Here is a 20210-nt window from a genome sequence, read left to right on the forward strand (position 1 = left end):
TTCCAAGGAACAAAGTTTGTTGCTTACAAAATGCTTTTAACGGAGCGATAATTAGATCCGGCAGGACCGGATTTAAAAACAGAAATTATATTATGGAACAATCAATTGAAAATAAACTTATCAAAGCGGATAAGGCATTTTCAGAATGGAAAAAGGTACCATTCGAAGACAGACAAAAACTTATTTCCAAAGCGGCGGAACTTCTGAAGAACAACGCGGAAAAATTCGGTACGATCATTACCAAAGAAATGAACAAACCCATTGCCCAGTCGATGGCTGAGGTGGAGAAGTGCGCCTTAATGATGAATTATTACGCTGATGCGGAAAATATTTTAAAACCTGAACACATCGATTCCCAATATGCTTATTCCGAAATTCATTATGTTCCGAAAGGGGTGATCCTGGGCGTTATGCCATGGAATTTCCCATTCTGGCAGGTACTTCGGTTTGCCGTTCCGGCCATCCTCGCAGGGAATACCGTTGTGCTGAAACATGCTTCCATCTGTTTCGGCAGCGGAAATGCGATCGAGGATGTTCTTCTGGAAGCCGGTTTTCCGGAAGGGGTATTCCAGAATCTTGAAATCGGGCATAAGGATGTAAAGGAGGTGCTTGAGCATAAGGCCGTTGCCGGCGTAAGCCTTACCGGAAGCGAGAAGGCCGGAGCCGAAGTGGCTTCCATTGCCGGACAGAACATCAAAAAGTCCTTATTGGAACTCGGCGGCAGTGATGCCTTCATCGTGCTGGATGATGCCAACCTGGATGAAGCTGCAAAAGTAGGCGCATTGGCCCGACTACAGAACTGCGGACAAACCTGTGTGGCGGCTAAAAGATTCATCATCGATGAAAAAATAGAAGACGCCTTCCTTCCGAAATTTATCGAAGAATATAAAAAATTCGTTCCGGCGGATCCGATGGATAAGGAAACGAAAATTGCCGGAATGGCACGGCCCGACCTGGCGGATGACCTGGAAAAGCAGTTTGAGAAAGCTTTGGAACATGGAGCAGAAATTATTCTTCCGTTGGAAAGGATTTCCGATAACGAATTTAAACCCGGTCTGATCCGTGTAAAAGAAGGCAATCCTATCCTTCAGGAAGAGCTTTTCGGCCCTCTTGGAATGATAATGATCGCCAGGGATGATGAAGAAGCTTTACAAATGGCCAACCATATCCCGTTCGGTCTTTCCAATTCCGTCTGGACCCAAGATAAAACCCGGCAGTTGTTTTTTATCGAAAACCTGGAATCCGGAACGGTAAACATTAATAGGATGACCAGCTCCGATCCGCGTTTCCCATTTGGCGGAACCAAGACTTCGGGGTACGGAACCGAGCTTTCTTTATTGGCATTGAGGGAATTTGTGACGGCAAAGACGATCGTCGGGAATTAATTTAAAGAATCATTATTAAACATAAAAACTCCCGGATTTCCGGGAGTTTTGTATTTGTAAAAGGTTTAGTTCAATTAAACCGTTGTCAGTCTTAACGTATTTGTTTTTCCTCCTTCGTAAGATGGAGTCGCATTGATATTGATTACGAAATCTCCTGCTTCAATATACCCGTAGTTGTGGGTGAGCATATTCACCTGGATAATCGTTTCATCAGTGGACTTCTTCATGTCGTAGTAATAGGCGTGAACACCCCAGAGAAGGTTCAGCATGGTGATGACCCTTTTGTTACCGCTGTATACGATGATGTGGGAATTCGGACGGTGTGCTGAAAGCTGGAACGCCGTATATCCTGAGCTGGTTAATGTAACAATTGCGGAAACATTGGTTGTTTTTGCAATTCTTACAGCTGCAAGACACACCCTGTTGGTAATGAACCTTTCGTCGATGCAGTTGAAGTCTTTTTCAATCGGCTCGTTCTTATGCTGGTAAAAATGGGTAGTTTCGATATTTTTCACGATTTTCGCCATGTTTTCAACTACCTGCACCGGATACCTTCCCACGGAAGTTTCCCCGGAAAGCATAACGGCATCCGCTCCGTCCAGTACCGAGTTGGCAACGTCGTTTACTTCCGCTCTCGTTGGTGTTAAGCTGTTGATCATCGTTTCCATCATCTGGGTCGCGATAATTACCGGCTTGGAATAGAATCTTGCCTTTTCTACCAAGGTTTTCTGGATAGCGGGAACTTCTTCCATCGGAACCTCAACACCTAAATCTCCACGCGCCACCATCAGCCCGTCGCATTCCAAAAGAATTTCGTCGATATTTTTTACACCTTCCGGCTTTTCGATTTTTGCGATGATCGGGGTTTTCAATTTCCCGTTCGGATGTTTGGAGATCAGTTCTTTAAGATCGATGATATCCTGGGCGTGACGAACGAAAGACAGGGCGATCCAGTCCACTTCCTGATCAAGCATGAAGTTGGCATCCTGGATGTCCTTTTCCGTTAAAGCGGGAAGGGAAACATTGGTGTTCGGAAGGTTAACTCCTTTTTTAGAACTCAGCGGTCCTCCCTGGATGGTTTTTGCTTTTACGGTATCGGTAAGGTTGGTTTCCATTACTTCCAATACCAGTTTTCCGTCATCAATCAGGATTCTTTCCCCGACTTTTACGTCCTGTGGAAACTGCTGGTACGTCATGTACACCTTTGTAGAATCGCCTTCGATCTTTTCGTTGGTAAAAGTAAGGATATCTCCCGGATTAAGGTAAGAACCTTCCTTTACAACCCCTACCCGTAATTTAGGGCCCTGTAAATCCCCTAAAATTCCGACGGAGAAGCCGTATTCTTTGTTGAGTTCTCTGATAATGTCGATATTTGAACGAACTAAGTCGTAGTCAGCGTGTGAAAAATTGATTCTGAAAATGTCAACACCTGCTTTCATTAACCCTAACATTACTTCCTTCGACGATGAAGCCGGACCGAGTGTTGCGATGATTTTTGTCTTCTTTAAATACTTATTCATAATACTGGATAATTTGATAAAGTTCTTCTTCAGAACCTAATGTATAATCTTGAATCGGAAAAACAAGATTTTCAGGGAGCAAAATTACGGAAAAATCAGGAAACTGTTCCGAACTGTGCAAAATATATTGTACTTCTACCTGATTATTTAATAAAAATTTAATGTTATCTTCTTCCGAAAAAAGTTCGGTCGGTAATTTCTTTTGTCTACTCTCTGAAGATTTATTGGAAATAAAAGTAAAACACGTCCTGGTAAACTTGTGGTACGCTTCAAATCTCGGAAAGTGGTAATCGAAAAATTCCCCGTTCAGGATAAAGTCTTCGATCCTTCTGAACTTAAGGCCGTTGATTTGGTTGACTCTGAAGAAAAACTCATGATCGGGGATATGCTTTGCCAATCTTACCAGTCCGATGGTAATATTTTCAAATTCGGTATCGTCCAGGTCATAGAGTTTTTGGATTTCCAAGGATGTTTTCTTTTTTGTTTAAAATATAAAATGCCCGTTGTGCCGCTTTTTCTTCGGCCTTCTTCTTGGAAGTTTCTGTGGCATTGGCGATCTTTTCTTCTCCGAGCCACACATGGCAACGGAAAACAACCGATTTGTTTACCTGAATCTCTTCGCAGGTTTCATATTTTATATTCAGTTTCTTCTTCTGGCTCCATTCCAGGAGAAGCCCTTTATAGCTGACGATTTTGTTTTCCAGCTTATTGATTTCCGTCGGCGTCAGCAATCTTTCCAGAACGATCCTTTTGCAGGTATCATACTGGAAGTCCAGATAAACGGCACCGATTAAGGCTTCCAATAAATTGCCGGAGATGTTCTCCCCCAACGCTACGGAATTCTGCTTCTGCAGCAGGTCGGTAAGTTTCAGGTCGTCGCCTAATTTGTTCAGGTTCTTCCTATTCACAATTTTAGATTTCATCTGTGTCAGGTATCCTTCATTGGCCTGAGGATAGGTATGAAACAGATGACAGGAAATAATTGTACCCAAAACAGAATCTCCTAAAAATTCGAGCCTTTCGTAATTGCTGTCTTTTTTAGAAGAATTTTTTAAAGAAAAGGCTTCCCGGTAAAGGGCGATATTCTGCACTTCAGTGCCAAGCACTTTCATCAGTTCGGTACTGAGAAAGTAATCTCTCTCCGTAAGCTGTCTTTTTCTTTTTTTGAGAAGGAATTTAGAAAAGTATTTCTGTAACTCCATTCAGTAAGTTTAGATTTTCGTAAATAGAACGCAAGCGTTATGCCCACCAAACCCAAAAGTATTGCTCATGGCTACTTTCACATCTTTCTTCGCAGCTTCGTTGAACGTGAAGTTCAGTCGGCTGTCGATATTCTCGTCATCGGTAAAATGGTTAATGGTAGGAGGAACAATACCATGAATAATCGTTCCCAACGCAGCAATGGCTTCAATAACGCCGGCAGCACCCAGGAGGTGGCCCGTCATTGACTTTGTAGAATTAATCTGAATGTCGAAAGCATGCTCGCCCAATAACTTTGAAATGGCATTGGATTCTGCGATGTCTCCTAATGGAGTAGAGGTACCGTGCATATTGATATGGTCTACTTCATCAGCAGTAAGTCCCGCGTCTTCCAGGCAGTTTTTCATTACGAGGTAAGCGCCCAGTCCTTCAGGATGCGGTGCCGTCATATGGTGTGCATCTGCACTCAGGCCGCCGCCCTTTAATTCTGCATAAATGGTTGCCCCGCGTTTTACGGCGTGTTCGTATTCTTCAAGGACGATGCATCCTGCGCCTTCTCCCAGTACAAAACCGTCACGGTCTTTGTCGAAAGGTCTTGAAGCCGTTGTCGGGTCATCATTTCTTGTCGAAAGCGCCATCATTGCATTGAATCCGCCGACGCCGCTTGCCGTAACGGCTGCTTCAGAGCCTCCGCACACAATAACATCTGCTTTTCCGAGCTGGATCAGCATTTTGGAATCAATTAACGCGTTCGCTGACGATGCACAGGCGGAAACCGTGGTATAGTTCGGTCCGTGGAAGCCATACTCGATGGAGATGTGCCCCGGTGTGATGTCGGCGATCATTTTTGGAATAAAGAAAGGATTGAATCTCGGGATCTCCGTGTTGGCCCATCCTAAAACTTCGGTTTCAAAAGTTTCCAGGCCTCCGATCCCTGAACCCCAGATTACGCCGACCCGGTTTTTATCTACCTGGTCTTCGATAATCCTTGAGTGTTCTACCGCTTCTCTTGCCGCTACAAGTCCCAGCTGGGTATTCCGGTCCATCTTTTTTGCTTCTTTCTTGTCGAAATGCTGCAGCGGATCGAAATTTTTTACTTCGCAGGCGAATTTGGTCTTGAAGTTTGTGGCATCAAAAAGAGTAATAGGAGCGGCTCCGCTCTCACCTTTCACAAGATTTTCCCAGTATTCTTTTGCATTTTTTCCAATAGGTGTTATTGCTCCAAACCCGGTTACAACTACTCTTTTTAATTCCATAAACTTTGTTTAATTTCTTTTGTTGAAGAATATTATTTATTTACTACTTCTTCGATGTAAGCGATAGCGTGACCTACAGTAGTAATTTTTTCAGCTTGATCATCAGGGATCTGAATATTGAATTCTTTTTCAAATTCCATGATAAGTTCAACCGTATCCAGTGAATCTGCTCCTAAATCGTTGGTGAAGCTAGCCTCCGGAGTTACTTCTGTTTCTTCAACGTCAAGCTTATCAGCGATGATAGCTTTTACTCTTGATGCAATGTCTGACATAGTAAATTTTTTTTTAATTGTTAGATGGTGCAAATATATAAAATTCTTTACGATAAAACATTTTTTTAGTCTTTTTTGTGGCCTGTAGGTACTTATTTTGTGATGTGGGTGTTTAGTCTTTTCGTTTTCAGTTGTTTATATTTTACTATCTGAAATCCTTCTTTACCCTTAATTTAAAGCTGAAATTTCACCGCTTCCGAAGACCGTCCGGCATTTGCTTCCTGAATACTCCACAGTTATTTTACTTCCGTTTTCGTGCGAAGCAACATTATTACTAGCTTTGCAAACTGTTTTTTAACATTTCCCATTCCGTTTGATATTTATGCAGAAGATTTTAGCTATCCTGTTTTTCGCCGTTTCCGCCTTCGTGTTCTCGCAGGCCAAAGGCAAGGTCATTAAAATAAAAGACGGCGATACCGTCGTGGTTTTGCTCTCCGGTAACACCGAGCAGACCCTCCGCCTCGCGGAAGTCGACTGTCCGGAAAGCGGCCAGGCCTTCGGCAAGAATGCGAAACAGTTTACCTCCGACCAGGTTTTCGGGAAAACCGTCACCTTTTATAAAATAGGGAACGACCGCTACGGAAGAAGCGTGGCCGGGGTGTTCTATGACAGCGACAAATACCTCTCCCGGGAAATCGTAAAGGCCGGTTTCGGCTGGTGGTATTTCAAAGCCTCCAAAAATACGGAGCTCCAAAAGCTGCAGGATGAAGCCAAAGCAAAAAAGCTGGGACTGTGGGCCGATAAGACAGCCGTGTCTCCGTGGGACTTCAGAAAGGCGAAGCGGACAAAAGGTAAAGTTTCGAAATCTTAGAAGCTGTTTGAATTAATTTTTATAAATAATTTTATGCAAAATATCTCTAATCCTTCATAATTTGTAAATATCAATTATTCTGAAAGAAATTTATAGATATACTCTAAATGACAGATATGCTATATGTTCTTTATTACCAGTAATGAGTATGATTGTATTCGGTCCATTAAATTTAATTCAAACAGCTTTTACATAATATAAGCTCGAAGTAAAAATCAAATGACAAGTCGGAAAAAGGATGCAGGATGTACCTTTTATTACAAATACGTTTAAAGGTACATTATGAGAATTTCATAATAAAATTAGATTTTATTATGAATTATTAAAGTAATTTAAATTTGTATTTACATATAATTATTATTAAAAGCATTTTATAAATAATATTTTTCTTAATTTTGTGAAATAAAATAACATACTAAAAAAACCATGAAAAATTTTCTGCTTTCAAATTTCTTGAAATATTGTAACTATTCTATGTGCAGTTTTAGCTAGACCCTATACATTAAATTTCACAGATCTATTAATAGCGAAATCTTAGTATTTCGTTTCAATTTTTCACAAATAAATATTCATTATGTTAGACCTTCGATGTTCGAAGTTTGTCACGATATTGCTATTATCGTATTCAATCTCGGGTTATTCTCAATTGGCGGGTTCAGATGCAGAACTTTGGGAAAAAGCTAGTCATGCTTCAAGGGAAGCAACACGTTGTCGTGATGAAAATCTCTTGAATTTTCATTGCGGGATTAAAGACAAGCTTCTCAAAAAGTACATTAAATATAGTAAAAAGAAAAGCCATACCCTCAGTTTGGTTCATGCTTCGAAAGAAGATGAAATGATCTGGGAAAACACTGACAAAAATGTTTCTCTAGGCAATACTGTATATAATAAAGGTGAAGAAGTCAAAGAAATTGGAAAGAGGCCCAGCATCTTTACTTTTACCGGGACAGCAGATCCGAAAAAAGAAAAGACAGACAGCTTAAAAATCAAATTTGAAGATCAGAATCTTTATGAAATGATTTTTCTTCTGAAAAAGGCTAAATCAATGGATCTCAATAAAATTCATTCCTATCTTTCAATTAAGTATGGGATTTCTTTGGAAAAAGGAAAATACTACGGAAGCGACAACAAAATAATCTGGGACCCTGAAAAACACAAAGGTTTCAAGTACAGACCAACAGGTTTGGGAAGGGATGACGGAAACGAATTATATCAAAAGCAGTCATCCAATCAGGCAGACCTGTTTTTGGCGATCGGAATGCATGGGATTTCAAGAACAAACTCTGAAAATACCACTGTTTTAGACAACAACAATTTTGTCATGTGGTCTGATGATAATAAGGCAATGTCCCTGAAGACCGATAAAAATCTGGAAGTTCTGGAAAGGAATTGGCAAATTGATTTTATTGGAAATAAGATCCCTAAGACTGATTATCAGGTAAGAATTATAAAAGAGACGTTGAATCCAAGAGCTTTACCGCTGTCCTACTGGATGCTTATTAAGAAAGACAATGGGGAGATCAAAAAGATTCCTGGAACGGAAAGCGAACGGTATGTAACTTTCAATAAAGTTGAGTTCATGGACGCTTTTGATAACGGTAGCACCATATATTTCACATTTGCCACAGGACCTAAGGAAATTAAGAGCACAGAACCGGATCCACGATACACATCACTTACTAAACCATATAATGAAGAAGATTTATCGCTGGATGTCAGCTCAATAAACCTGTATCCGAATCCTGTAAAAAAAGACCAAAATTTTACTGTTGTTTTTCCTAAAAATGAAAATCTGGTTATTTCCATCCATGACGGTGGAGGCAGGTTGGTTAAATTAGAGAAAATCAGCAATTCGGCAAGATCATATTCAGGTCATCTTTCGGTTCAAAGCGCTTATCTTATTACTTTGACCCAAAACGGGAAAATCATAAAAACTTTTAAACTAATCGTCGACTAATACTTTACAATGAAAATAGATAGAAAACGGCTTCCTTTTACAAAGAAGTCTTGCCTTCTAATGTTCTTTTTTACCTGTATGTTTGTGTTTGCAAGCTTTACAAAAGAAGATAGACAGAAGGTTCGGGAATTTAAGAAAGATTTGATGGGCAGACTTACCGATAAAAGACAGGCTGACCCTGGCAAAGAAAGCCCTGAAAAGTCATCTTCGAGAAAATCTCTGGCTTTAAGCACTGAGAAAAAGCTATCTCAGGATCTTTTATCAAAATATAACTCTTTCCAGGCAGGAAATGCTGATTTGGTACCAGCTGAAGTTTATCATGAAATTTCTTCCAATGCCATTTCTTATCCTTCAAAAGAAAAAGAGGGAACCATAGGAGCATTTTCGGAAGAAGAAGAAGACCGCATCTCGGACAACTTTTTCACAATTGATATTCCTGCTGTGAATAAGGAAAATGCAAGTGCTTATCTTGAATACGACCTTTTTGGTCTGGCATCACATGAATCGGTTCCCAGGTCCATTAACAACAATATAGCGATTGGGGGCGATATCGTTATTCCCAATGCTCAATGGAGCCATCAAAGGGAAGCGGTAAGTTTAAACCTTATTAAAAGCGGACTGAATACAATTTTATTTACTTCGCCATCCGATGGAGTAAAATATAAGGTGAAAAATTTAAAAATTGTTTTCGATAAAGACAGAAAATCTGACGACAACATTATAGTAAGCTCAGTCTTTTCCGGAAATAAATTATATGTAAAAGGAAACAATATCAATGGACCTGGGGCTACAGTTAACAGTGAATATGTTTCTGCAAAAAAGGGCGAATTCGAAAAACTTATTCAGCTATCGGAAAATGATAAAGCCAAAGGCAGCTTTTCAGTTACGGCTAACGGAATCACAAACACTTATAAAATTCCGACTGAAACCAATTCTTTTAAAACATTAAATCAAGATTACTTTAATGTCAAAGGAATTCCGGTTTCCAAGGACCAGGAATTTAGCGTCGATTATGAAGGAATCAATATAAAAGTTGAAAAAGAAACTTCAGAATCAGCTTACCTTGAAGTTTTAAAATTAAGGTCAAAAGATTTTCCTGCCACTTCGCAGGGCTTAAAGAACGTAACCCTCAATAACGCTGCTTACCGGATATCGGTAATTTCAGGAGAACTGAAGAAAAAAGTAAAGCTTATCATCCCATATGATGAAAAACGTCTGGGATTAATCTCCCCGAAAGAAATCAAGATTTTCCATTTCGATTATGCCAAAAGGCAGTGGGCAATGAATAAGTCTGCGGTGGTGGATACAAAGGCCAAAACAGTGACAGTAGAAGGGGACGGCAATACCGATTATATCAATGGAGTAATTTCTACTCCGGAATCCCCGCAGATGAATGCATTTGCGCCTACAAGCATCAGCGGATTAAAAGCGGGAGACCCAATGGCAGCCATCCAGTTGATGGATGCTCCTACGGCAAGCCAGAAAGGAGATGCCAATATGAATTATCCGATCAACGTTCCTTCAGGGTTGGGTGGTTTAGAGCCCTCTTTATCCATAAGCTATAGCAGCAGCGCTGGAAACGGCTGGATGGGTGAAGGCTGGGATGTTAATGGCTTATCTGCTATTACCATCGACACAAGATGGGGATCGCCACAGTTTGACGGTTTAACCGAAACCGAATTATATAATTTGGATGGTGAAATGCTGGTATATCCAAATAATTACCTTCCGCACCGGCATAATGATGTAAATGAAACCAGCACAACAATTACCACCGACAAGCAGCCCAGATCCTCTTATTCTACGGCAGGAGTAAATGGAACAAAAAAGTTTTATCTCAGAAAAAATCATGATTTTTCCATCATTGAAAGAATTGGGGATGATCCTAAAAATTACTCATGGAAAGTCACTTCAACCAACGGGACGAAAAGTTACTATGGTGGAGGTGATGCTTTTGTCATTAAAAATGCTGATGACCAGATTGTACACTGGGCTTTAAGAAGAATTGAGGATGTCCATGGGAATTCTATGAACTTTACCTATTATTATTCAGAGGTGAATTTTGGAACAAATAATAACAACAGTAATTTAAATAAAGGTATCTACTTTCATATTAAGCAGATTTCTTACGGAAAAGACGGAGCCTATACCGTTGATTTTAACACCCAGACAGGAATTAGCCGACCAGATCTGAACATCAATGGAAAGCAGGGCGTAAAACGGGTAGAGCCTTACCTTCTTACAAATGTTACGGTAAACTATCAGGGAGATATGATCCGTACTTATAAAATGGAGTATGAAACGGGACAGTTCTCCAAGACCAGGCTGAAGCGCCTATCCATGGAAGGAGGACAGCAGGATACAAAGTATTATGTGCTCGGAGATTATGATTTCCAATATTATGATGATGTGGCAGACGGCTCTATATTTGGAGGCAATGTTACCATTCCGGTTACGAATTCGATGAACGTTTTCGGAAACTTGGTTCAGAATGCATTGACTCCTTCAAGAATTAGTGGGAATAGCGCAACGGAAACCGGATTTAATTTCAGAGCGGCCGCAGGATTAAATTTATTTTATCCTTCCAATGATGCGTATGGGCACATCATGTTCGGGCTTCCTTTCGGCTCCTCAAGCTCCGAAGCCAAAACCATGCAGCAGCTGATTGACTTTAATGGAGACGGCATCCAGGATATGATCTATAAGAACAGCTCAGGATTATACTTCAGTCAGGGATCACTTAACAACGGAGCCTTATCTTTCGGACAACCGCAACCTTTATTGAACTTCAATAACAATTTCTCGCTTACCAAAAGTAAGTCGAGCAGCTCCGGCTGGGACAGGGGACTTTTTATCACAAGCAAGAGTGTCATTACGTCCAAATCTACCAGTACAACTTCTACGTACCTTACCGATGGCAATTCGGATGGGCTGATGGATATTGTCCACAACGGCGAAGTTTGGTTTAATGCAGGCCAGAATACTCCTGAAATGACCAAGCACAGTGAATATACGGAAAATATGATCATTAAGGCAAAGGCAGTTGAAACTCCTTCTAATCCTAAGACAGATCCGCCTTTGCAGGAACCGATAACCCCGGCAGTAGATGTAGTAAAAGTTTGGATCGCTCCTAAAGATGGTTATATTAAGTTCAATGACGAAATTAGTATTGCTCCATATCTCGTCGGACCAGTACAGCCTGTTTTCAAGACTCTTTATTCAGTTGAAATTCTGAACCCGATTGTTACCGGAGTCACAAAACATGGTAGAATTTATATGACAGAACTGGATTCAAATGGATCTTCTTCAACAACAATTAATATAGAAAGGTACAATGATTATTATACCCAGATCCAGTCGATGCTGCCAAATACTGTAGACCATCTCGGTATTAATAACAGCAACCGGTTGTATGTGAAAAGTGGAGAAAAAGTATATATCAGACTTCATAAGAACAAGAATTACAATGCGGAAATACGTTCTAATCCTAATATTACTTATGTCGATATTAACGGAAATGAAATACCGAATACTTCGGACCTTTCTCAGGATCAATTTTATTTAAATAACGGAAGCTATTCAAATAACTTTTTCCTGAATAATGAGATGGCTCCAATCTACCTGGACAATCCTGTAACTGCGACAACACCTGCAACAGCTAATATTTCAGTGGGATCCGTAGATTTTCCATATACTACAAGTGATTTTAAATTTAAAATTTATAAGGATAATATTAATGCCAATACAACTCAGGAAATATATAGCTATGACTACCTACAACATGATATACAGTTTTCAACTCAGAGTATTTCTCAGTCAGTTTCAGTAGATCCCGGCCAACCGATATATTTAAGGTTTGTGGTAGAATCGGATTCTCATGTTGCCTCTATAGCGAGTAACTGGCAGGGCAAAATTAATGTACAGTATACAGCTAATACTCCCACTGCAGCAAATCCAGCGGCGACTACTTTTGTAGATTTTAATACGGTTCCACAGTATCCGTCTTATGCAATTACGCAGTTTTCTGAGAAATTCAATGTTAAAAATTATCTCAGTCTCTCAGGATCCCATGATTATAAAGCTCAGATCAAAAAGAATATAACTAATTTTTCAACCTTAGGGGTTGGTTCTTTCTATTATATCATTAAAAGAGGAAGCAAAATTGTAGCTAAAAGAAAAGTTACTGTAGATAATACAAATAACTCTGTTGAAGAGCAGGATCTGATTTTAAATCAGCCTGTTTCAGGAGTCTCACCGGCTACTTATTATACGGGAAGCTTATCGGGATTACTGAAGCCCTGGCTGGTTACCATTCAGGTATATTGCAATACGGGTGCAGATTATGCATTATTTAAAAGCTATTCCAATTATTTTTCCGGCAAACCTTTTAATATCTATTATGATAATGATATTCTAATTACCGATACTTCCCATACTTCTATTAACTCTGCAATGTATGGCTCAAAAACAAAACTGTATAACAACTGGGGGCAATTCCTGTACAATCAGGATCAGGCCTACCCTGTGATCCAAGGAACCGTTGACGGTTATGGATCTCTGATCAACCCTGATGCACTGTCAGAGAATCCGCCGATGCAGCCGCTTTACAGCAGCTGCTCGCAGCAGTACCCTAATCCGAATCAGCAGCAGCTTTTGGCAGAGTGTATTGCCAACAGTACATCAAATCCAAGTAACGGGAATGCAACGGCCGTAGTAATTTCTCCGATGAAACCATATCTGTTTAAAGTAAAAAGACTTTTTACTCCAATGTGGATCGGTGTGGGACCAGGGCAGTTTACTACTGCGACAACGTTCAAGGATGACGATACACAGCCGGACTATTTTACCAATCCCAATCCGGATCCTGCTCCCGCAGTAATTCAGTCTATGGGTTCTACCCAGCTTTCTATTGATACGACCATGAAAGCGATTGACCGGAAGACGCGAAGCACTTCCAGAAATACGACAGACGGGGTTGCTCTTTCACTAATTAATACCAACAGTGCCAATTCCATTACGGAGCTTATGTATCCGGGCAGCATAGTAAGCCAGGATTTTATGGATATGAACGGGGATGGATATCCTGACATGATCTATGCAGAATCCAGGCAGCTGACCAGCAGTACAGGGGGACTGAGAAGCGGCGAAAGCAATCCGGCTAACGGATACCCAACGGATTCTTTCAGTCTGCAGGAGATGAATTCGATAGGATTCTCCTTTAATGCCTATTCGGTGGGAGGAAGGATTGATGCATTCGGAACTTCAAGCTCCTCGGCAAAGCCGGATACGTCATTGTCATGGTCTGCCGGAGTATCGATAGGCGCAGGAATTAATAAATATTTTAATTCTACGGATTATGCTAAAGAATACTATTTAGATATCAACGGAGACGGGTTACCGGACAGGGTAAGAAACGGAGGGACTTCAGGAATATCGTACAACCTAAACGTAGGGAAAACTTTCCTGGGAAATGATAAGTTTGAAAATCTGGTTTCTTACAGATCCCATCCTATCGGTGGAGTAAATGTATCAATAGGAGGAGGATTGTCTGCAAGTTTACAAACACTGTCAAGCTTTGGATTTGGCCTTTCAGCAAGTGTTGGAGCATCTTCTTCAAAAGGATCTTCTGATGTCTTGTACGAAGACATCAACGGAGATGGAATGATTGATATTTTAGAAGTTGATCATACTAACAAAACCACTGCGGTAAGGTATAACCTGGGAAATAAGTTTGATGTGGCAAGACCTCTGCTTAAATCAGCCTCCGGAATTGATTTTACAGAGGAAAATCAGTCTTACAACGGATCATTATCCTTTGGAGGAAGCATGATGTTTAACTTTGGTCCAATTCCTATTGTTCCAGCTTTTACGATCCTTACTTTATACCTTAAAGCAGGAGCAGGAGCCAATGCTAATCTCGGAATAAATGTTTCAGAAGTGAAAAAGATATTCAAGGATATGAATGGTGACGGATATGCCGATCTGGTGATGGATGATGGTGGAAATGCATTTACGGTTAATTATTCCAGAATCGGACGAACCAACAAGCTGAAACAGGTAACCAGCAGAATTACCCAGGGGAAATATACGCTAGATTACCAGTTTACGCAGCCTACCTACCAGGATCCGCATGCAAAATTAGTGGTAAAGGAAGTCAAAGTGCTGAATCCTGATGTGTTCGATACCAACTATACGAACTCGGATGCTTCTAAGGATATGGTAACAAGGTACACCTTTGAAAACTCTAAGTATGACAGGCGTGAGCGGGATAACTTCGGTTTTGAAAAGGTAACCAGTGAAGAGATGTTGGATTTTAATAGTGTTTACCGTAAGACGATAAATACCTATTATAACAGCAGCTACTTCTTTAGCGGACTGCTAAAAAGCAGCGTAACCCTGGATATTGCCGGAAGCGTGCTTTCAGAAACGGACAATACCTATAAACTGTATAAATTTATAAACGGAGTTTCGGAAATTGATATTAACAATGCCATTTTAAATCCAACGGCATACGATACAGGAGGTAAAGAAGGCAGAAGAATGGCTATTGTACTTCCAAGTAAAAAGAATAAAATAGTTTATGAGAGCGGAGGAAGTATTGAGACTTCCAGAGAAATGTTTTATTATCCGGATGGTAATTTAAAAAAATACCAATACACCAGTCCTACGAAAACCTATAATTCAGAAATGGATTATTGGAATGGTCTAAATAACAATATTCTTGATGTACCAAAAAGTATTAGTGTTTATGACGGAACCGGTAATTCTACTTTACTAAAACAGAGAAAAACCTTAAATATCAATCCAAATACCGGGGATATCGGGACATTTTCTGTTTTTGACGGATCGAATGATATTGAGACAGATTATACCTATGATTCTTATGGAAACATAGCCAGTGTACAATATCCGCCTAACGAAGCTACCCAACGATATACTCTGAGCTATCAGTATGATTATGGCGCAACGGCAAAATATGTCACCAGTATTACCAATAATTTTGGGTTGACTTCTTCAGCAGAATATTATCCCAAATTTGACGCCATTAAGAAAAGTATTGACATGACCGGTAATGCCATGGAATATTATTATGATGGCTGCGGAAGAATATATTGGGTTAAAGGCCCTAATGAATACGGAACAAATAACACTACGATCCGGTATGATTATTCCTATAAACATTTTGGAATTCCCAGCAGCAATAATGATGTGAAAATATTCAAGGCAATAACATTCCATTATAATGCGGAAACCCCTAATAATACCATTGATACAGATACCTATGCCGATATGTTAGGCCGGGTAATACAGGTGAAAAAAGATGTTGAAATCAACGGTGCTGAACGCAGATCGATATCCGGAAGGTCTGTATTTGATAAATTTGGAAGAACCGTCAGACAATATCAGCCTTATGATGAACCCATTGGAGGAAGCAGCTATGATCTTAGTACATCGTTTCCAACGCCTTCCAATTCTACTACCAGTATGTATGATAGCAAAGACAGGGTAATTCAGTCTACAGATGAGGACAACCAAACGAAGTATACAAAATATGAGATCAGCGGAAATGTGTTTAAAACTACTGATGAGTTTGATACGATGAAAACAGAGTCCTTTACCAATGCGGAAGGACAAATTGCTTACAAACTGGATTATTTAGGAAATGATCCGCTGAAAACCTCCTATCAATATAACGCAGCAGGTGATCTTATTACCGTAACGGATCCCGGAAATATTTCTACCAGTTATAATTACGATCTGGCGGGCAGAAGAACAGGAATGCAGCATCCTGATAAAGGTAATCTGAATTATGAATATGATCCTGCAGGAAACCTTATCAGAATGTTTACTGCCAATCTGGCATCTGATCCAACTATTACCACCCATTATATACATTATGAATATGACCATAACCGACTGACGGATATCAAGCTGCCAAACCTTCCGGACGGCTCTACGAATCCGAATAATGTTCACTATGCCTACCTGAATGGCGGGTATGGCAACAATTCGGGAAGAATGTATACCAAAAGTGACGGAACAGGATATACCGTATACAACTATGGAAAAATGGGCGAAGTGATCTCAGAAAACAGGACTGTTTTTGGCTACAATATTCCGACCATGAACTTCCAGACCTTCTTTACGTATGACAGCTGGAACCGTGTAAATCAAATAACTTATCCTGACGGGGAAAATGTATATTACGGATATGACCTGGGCGGTAACTTAAAATCTGTCAGGAATGATTATCAGGATTATATTAAAGAAATCACTTATGACCTGTATGAGCAAAGGACTAAGGTAACCTATGGAAATGGTGTAGTCAACAGACTTTATTACTTGCCGACAAATAGAAGGCTGAGCAATTCCACGCTGGCCAATGCATCAGGGATCGGATTTTTGGCCAATATATATAGATATGATTACCGGGGAAATATCATTAAGCTTGATAACAATTCTGATGTCTCACCAAACGGAATGGGCGGACAGTATGTTTTCCAGTATAAATACGATACGCTGAACAGACTGATCGGTACGGAAGGAAGCTCAAGGCTCGTTGACAAAGGCGGAAACCCGATTCCTCCGGGAACTTCCCCGTATCCTCAGAGCAATTCAGGATTTAAACTGCGGATGCAATACAATAAATCAAGTGGAATAGAGCAGAAGTACCAGTCACATGCAGTCGATCAGACCCTGAACCCTCACAATACTTATGAAAATAATTATGAGTATCTTGGCGGAACCCATAAGATAGCGCAGATTGCGGATGGATATTACGGAAATTCACAGGTATTCAAGTATGATAATAATGGAAATACCACTTATCATGCGGATGAGTACGGGGGCCATAAAATGGCTTGGGACGAACAGGATCGGCTGAAAGCGTTATCGGATGATGATAACGGGCTGTACCAATATTACGTATATGATGACAAAGGGGAAAGAACCATCAAATACAGTCTGACAGGCGGTTCACAGCTCTACCAGAACGGCGTGCTGGTGGATCCGGGAAGTGTGAACATTGATCATTACAAATTGTATCCTAACCCTTATGTGGTAGTGACTTCAGACGGGCAGTATACAAAGAATTATTTCGAAGGCTCCACCCGTTTTGCAAGCCGCATAGAACCGCATAATGATATCTTTATACCATCTATAACTAAAGCACCGAACAAAGACGTAAAAGAGATCGATCCCGACAAAGACTTCAAAACCTATCTGGAAAAAATGGAAGTGGATGGTAAAGTTTCATCAGAACTGGGAACGGCAAAAGCGCCTCCGGGAATGGGAGGTCAGCCTGGCTTGTATTATCTTCATACGGATCATTTAGGAACCGCCAGTTTTGTAACCAATGATAACTCGGAAACAACCCAATTTTTCTTAAATTTACCGTTTGGAGAAACCATGCTCGAGCAGCAGACCGGCGTGTATGAGAATCCGTATAAATTCAACGCGAAGGAACTCGATTCTGAAACAGGACTATACTATTACGGCGCTAGATATTACAATCCCAGGATAAGTACCTGGTATGGGGTGGATCCTTTGGCGGTGTATAATCCTGTAATGGAAACCGAGTTTTATGCTGATGGACAACACAATGGTGGAGTTTATAATTGGGGGAATTTAAATCCATATATATATACCTATCAAAATCCTGTTAAGTATATTGATCCAAATGGGAAACAAACACTAGCACCTTCTGCCAGAGGTTATCGACCAGGTATACCTATTCCATTATTTAAAAAAGGAAAATATTATACTCCATTTCCTCCAATTGATCCTGTTGAGAAAAAAGTTGTAGAAGGCTTTGATATTTTACTGCAAAACGAAGGTCAGATAAATATGATTAAAATATCATTAGCAACAATAGCCATCGAAAAAATAAGTGGACTATTTGCTGATGGAATAAGGCCCGAGAAAGGATATGAAGGTACTTCTAAACATGGTATAGGATGGAAAGAAGGTGCTGCAGAAGCACGAGCTACAGGAATACCACAAGGTCAGTGGGGAAGTAAAGAAGATTTAGATTATGCAACTGAAAAGGCCAAGACTTTGGAACCTGGAGCGAAACAGAAAAATGGAACATATAAAAAAGGACAATTTAAGGATTTTCCAATTAATGAAGGAAATACAAGCATAATTCACAATCCTGATGGAACTAAATCTAAACCGGATAAAGTTCGTCTAAGAGATAACGGTACCGGAACATGGCATGGATTTCCAATTGATTCTAAAACAGCAACTAAATTAAAATAATATGTTTGAAATCATTATCAAAGAAAAAGCTAAAATTGAAAAATTGGATTCAAATGATTTTGATATTACAGAAGCAATATATTCAATCTACAAGAACGGTAAATTTATGATTTTTATAAATTGGAATGGTTTTTATATTCCCATGAATGGATCTACTTTATCTCAAATATTTGATGACATTATAGAAATGTTGGAAGCATTGCTAGATATAGAAAGTAACAATTTTTCAGTTAATTTTTTGGATAGCTGTTTTACAGCCGTATGGGAATTTTCAAAAGAAAATGAAAATATAAAAATTAAATCAGAATGGATCGAAATTGCACCATATAATTTAAAAAATATAACAATTGAAGAATTAAATAAGGTTTCAAATATTGTAAAAATAAATAAGGTTGATTTTATAAGAAAATGGGATTTTCTTATAAAAATTATTAAAGATGACCTTATAATTTCGGGATATGATATAGATTTAGAAGGGCTTGAGTATTTACGAAATCTAAAATAAAATTATACAAAATTGAAATTATTGTTAATCCGTTACTTTATTAAGTTAATATCGCTACCACACACAAGTCTTTTGTGTGGTAGCTTTTTTTAGAATAGCTATTATAACATGACTTTAACACCAATTATATAATAAATTATTAAGTCTATAGTTTATGAGTAGGGTAAACGCAACTGATATGATTTATAAAAATGATAGAAAAACAAGAGAAGGTAATGTTAAAAAAGTTATTAATGAAGATAATAAAATAAAGGTACGTCTGCAGGGAAATATAATTGGTAGTTTAGTTTTGATTTTGCTATTTTTCAGTTGTAAAAATGAAACGGTGAAAAATGATTTATCTATGATAGGAGGAGTTAAAATGAATGCAAAAAACAGTAAACTACTTGAACAAAATAATTGGAAATTACGAAGATTATTAATATTTGATACAACTAATGATAGCGCTCAGATTATTAAAGAAAAAGAATTTAATAAAAGCGTTCGTTTTAAAGATTCTTTAATATTTTAGATAGTAAAGAAATTGGGTTTAGTACAATATTTAATAATTACTTTTTTATCAAAGAAATTGATACTTTGACAAATAATTATAAGGCTGTTGTTTTATCGAAAAAATATTTAGAACTTAATAATTTTGTGACATATAAAAATTCAACAAAAAGATATCAGATTAAGCTTTTACTTTTTTCCCGCTAAAGTGTAATTCTGGTTGTTTATCAAAATTAGTGATAATAGTCATTTAAATAATTAACTCAATGGATTTTAACAAGCATTAAAAATAAATTATAAATAACAAGAGTAAAGAAATACCTTTTATAAGGCTGCCTAAAAAATTTTGGCAGCCTTCATTTTAATAATAGGAGAATATTATTTTATAATATTTAAAATGAATATAATTATTTCCGACGAATAGGTATGTAATCTTCCCGAAAAAGCGGAACATTTAAAAATATAGTTTTTAAATTTGGGAGACAATGAAAAACAGTAAATTTTCAGAAGTTCAGATTATTAAGATTTTATCTGAACAAAATCAAGGTAAGACAG

Annotated in this window: 11 protein-coding genes; 6 read left to right on the forward strand and 5 right to left on the reverse strand. The window is 38.9% G+C overall.

Features of this window, described 5'->3' with window-relative positions; translation table 11 throughout:
• Nucleotides 1-92 precede the first annotated feature (92 nt).
• Complete coding sequence (locus tag CHA01nite_RS13200) at nt 93-1385, forward strand: NAD-dependent succinate-semialdehyde dehydrogenase (RefSeq protein ID WP_146942108.1); 1293 nt, start codon at nt 93-95, stop codon at nt 1383-1385.
• 74 nt (nt 1386-1459) lie between these two features.
• On the opposite strand, the gene pyk is transcribed toward CHA01nite_RS13200, so the two are convergent.
• The 5 genes from pyk to CHA01nite_RS13225 are packed head-to-tail and all read right to left on the reverse strand — an operon-like array spanning nt 1460 to nt 5633.
• On the reverse strand, nt 1460-2905 hold the full coding sequence (gene pyk / locus CHA01nite_RS13205; RefSeq protein ID WP_146942110.1) for a pyruvate kinase: 1446 nt from the start codon (nt 2903-2905) through the stop codon (nt 1460-1462).
• Nucleotides 2898-3371 (reverse strand): IPExxxVDY family protein, encoded by a 474-nt coding sequence (locus tag CHA01nite_RS13210; protein WP_146942112.1) that lies wholly within the window; start codon nt 3369-3371, stop codon nt 2898-2900. Before CHA01nite_RS13210 ends, pyk begins: the two co-directional genes overlap by 8 nt.
• Entirely contained in the window at nt 3349-4107 is a 759-nt protein-coding gene (gene rnc / locus CHA01nite_RS13215) for a ribonuclease III (protein ID WP_146942113.1), read from the reverse strand. Before rnc ends, CHA01nite_RS13210 begins: the two co-directional genes overlap by 23 nt.
• A gap of 9 nt (nt 4108-4116) precedes the next feature.
• Nucleotides 4117-5361, reverse strand: a complete 1245-nt coding sequence (fabF, locus tag CHA01nite_RS13220; RefSeq protein WP_146942115.1) for a beta-ketoacyl-ACP synthase II — start codon at nt 5359-5361, stop codon at nt 4117-4119.
• 32 nt (nt 5362-5393) lie between these two features.
• Nucleotides 5394-5633 (reverse strand): acyl carrier protein, encoded by a 240-nt coding sequence (locus tag CHA01nite_RS13225; protein ID WP_002976354.1) that lies wholly within the window; start codon nt 5631-5633, stop codon nt 5394-5396.
• 322 nt (nt 5634-5955) lie between these two features.
• Here CHA01nite_RS13225 and CHA01nite_RS13230 point away from each other — a divergent pair, with 322 nt between their 5' ends.
• From CHA01nite_RS13230 to CHA01nite_RS13250, 5 genes are all read left to right on the forward strand, one after another.
• Nucleotides 5956-6444 (forward strand): thermonuclease family protein, encoded by a 489-nt coding sequence (locus CHA01nite_RS13230; RefSeq protein WP_146942117.1) that lies wholly within the window; start codon nt 5956-5958, stop codon nt 6442-6444.
• A 574-nt stretch (nt 6445-7018) separates the two neighbouring features.
• The gene (locus CHA01nite_RS13235; RefSeq protein WP_146942119.1) at nt 7019-8401 is read left to right on the forward strand and encodes a T9SS type A sorting domain-containing protein; all 1383 of its coding nucleotides are present in this window, start codon (nt 7019-7021) and stop codon (nt 8399-8401) included.
• A 144-nt stretch (nt 8402-8545) separates the two neighbouring features.
• Nucleotides 8546-18661 (forward strand): SpvB/TcaC N-terminal domain-containing protein, encoded by a 10116-nt coding sequence (locus CHA01nite_RS13240; RefSeq protein WP_170234731.1) that lies wholly within the window; start codon nt 8546-8548, stop codon nt 18659-18661.
• Nucleotide 18662: 1 nt separating this feature from the next.
• Complete coding sequence (locus CHA01nite_RS13245) at nt 18663-19166, forward strand: hypothetical protein (protein ID WP_146942123.1); 504 nt, start codon at nt 18663-18665, stop codon at nt 19164-19166.
• A 154-nt stretch (nt 19167-19320) separates the two neighbouring features.
• Nucleotides 19321-19677 carry a hypothetical protein gene (locus CHA01nite_RS13250; RefSeq protein ID WP_146942125.1) on the forward strand — a complete coding sequence of 119 codons (357 nt, stop codon included), beginning with the start codon at nt 19321-19323 and terminating at the stop codon, nt 19675-19677.
• Nucleotides 19678-20210 lie beyond the last annotated feature (533 nt).

Source organism: Chryseobacterium hagamense, assembly GCF_007991455.1.
GTDB classification, from domain to species: domain Bacteria; phylum Bacteroidota; class Bacteroidia; order Flavobacteriales; family Weeksellaceae; genus Chryseobacterium; species Chryseobacterium hagamense.

Excerpts from the sequence above, each read along its gene's own strand:
- CHA01nite_RS13200 (WP_146942108.1), top strand. The coding sequence starts at position 93 with ATGGAACAATCAATTGAAAATAAACTTATCAAAGCGGATAAGGCATTT.
- pyk (WP_146942110.1), bottom strand. The coding sequence starts at position 2,905 with ATGAATAAGTATTTAAAGAAGACAAAAATCATCGCAACACTCGGTCCG.
- rnc (WP_146942113.1), bottom strand. The coding sequence starts at position 4,107 with ATGGAGTTACAGAAATACTTTTCTAAATTCCTTCTCAAAAAAAGAAAA.
- fabF (WP_146942115.1), bottom strand. The coding sequence starts at position 5,361 with ATGGAATTAAAAAGAGTAGTTGTAACCGGGTTTGGAGCAATAACACCT.
- CHA01nite_RS13225 (WP_002976354.1), bottom strand. The coding sequence starts at position 5,633 with ATGTCAGACATTGCATCAAGAGTAAAAGCTATCATCGCTGATAAGCTT.
- CHA01nite_RS13230 (WP_146942117.1), top strand. The coding sequence starts at position 5,956 with ATGCAGAAGATTTTAGCTATCCTGTTTTTCGCCGTTTCCGCCTTCGTG.
- CHA01nite_RS13235 (WP_146942119.1), top strand. The coding sequence starts at position 7,019 with ATGTTAGACCTTCGATGTTCGAAGTTTGTCACGATATTGCTATTATCG.
- CHA01nite_RS13240 (WP_170234731.1), top strand. The coding sequence starts at position 8,546 with ATGGGCAGACTTACCGATAAAAGACAGGCTGACCCTGGCAAAGAAAGC.
- CHA01nite_RS13245 (WP_146942123.1), top strand. The coding sequence starts at position 18,663 with ATGTTTGAAATCATTATCAAAGAAAAAGCTAAAATTGAAAAATTGGAT.
- CHA01nite_RS13250 (WP_146942125.1), top strand. The coding sequence starts at position 19,321 with ATGAGTAGGGTAAACGCAACTGATATGATTTATAAAAATGATAGAAAA.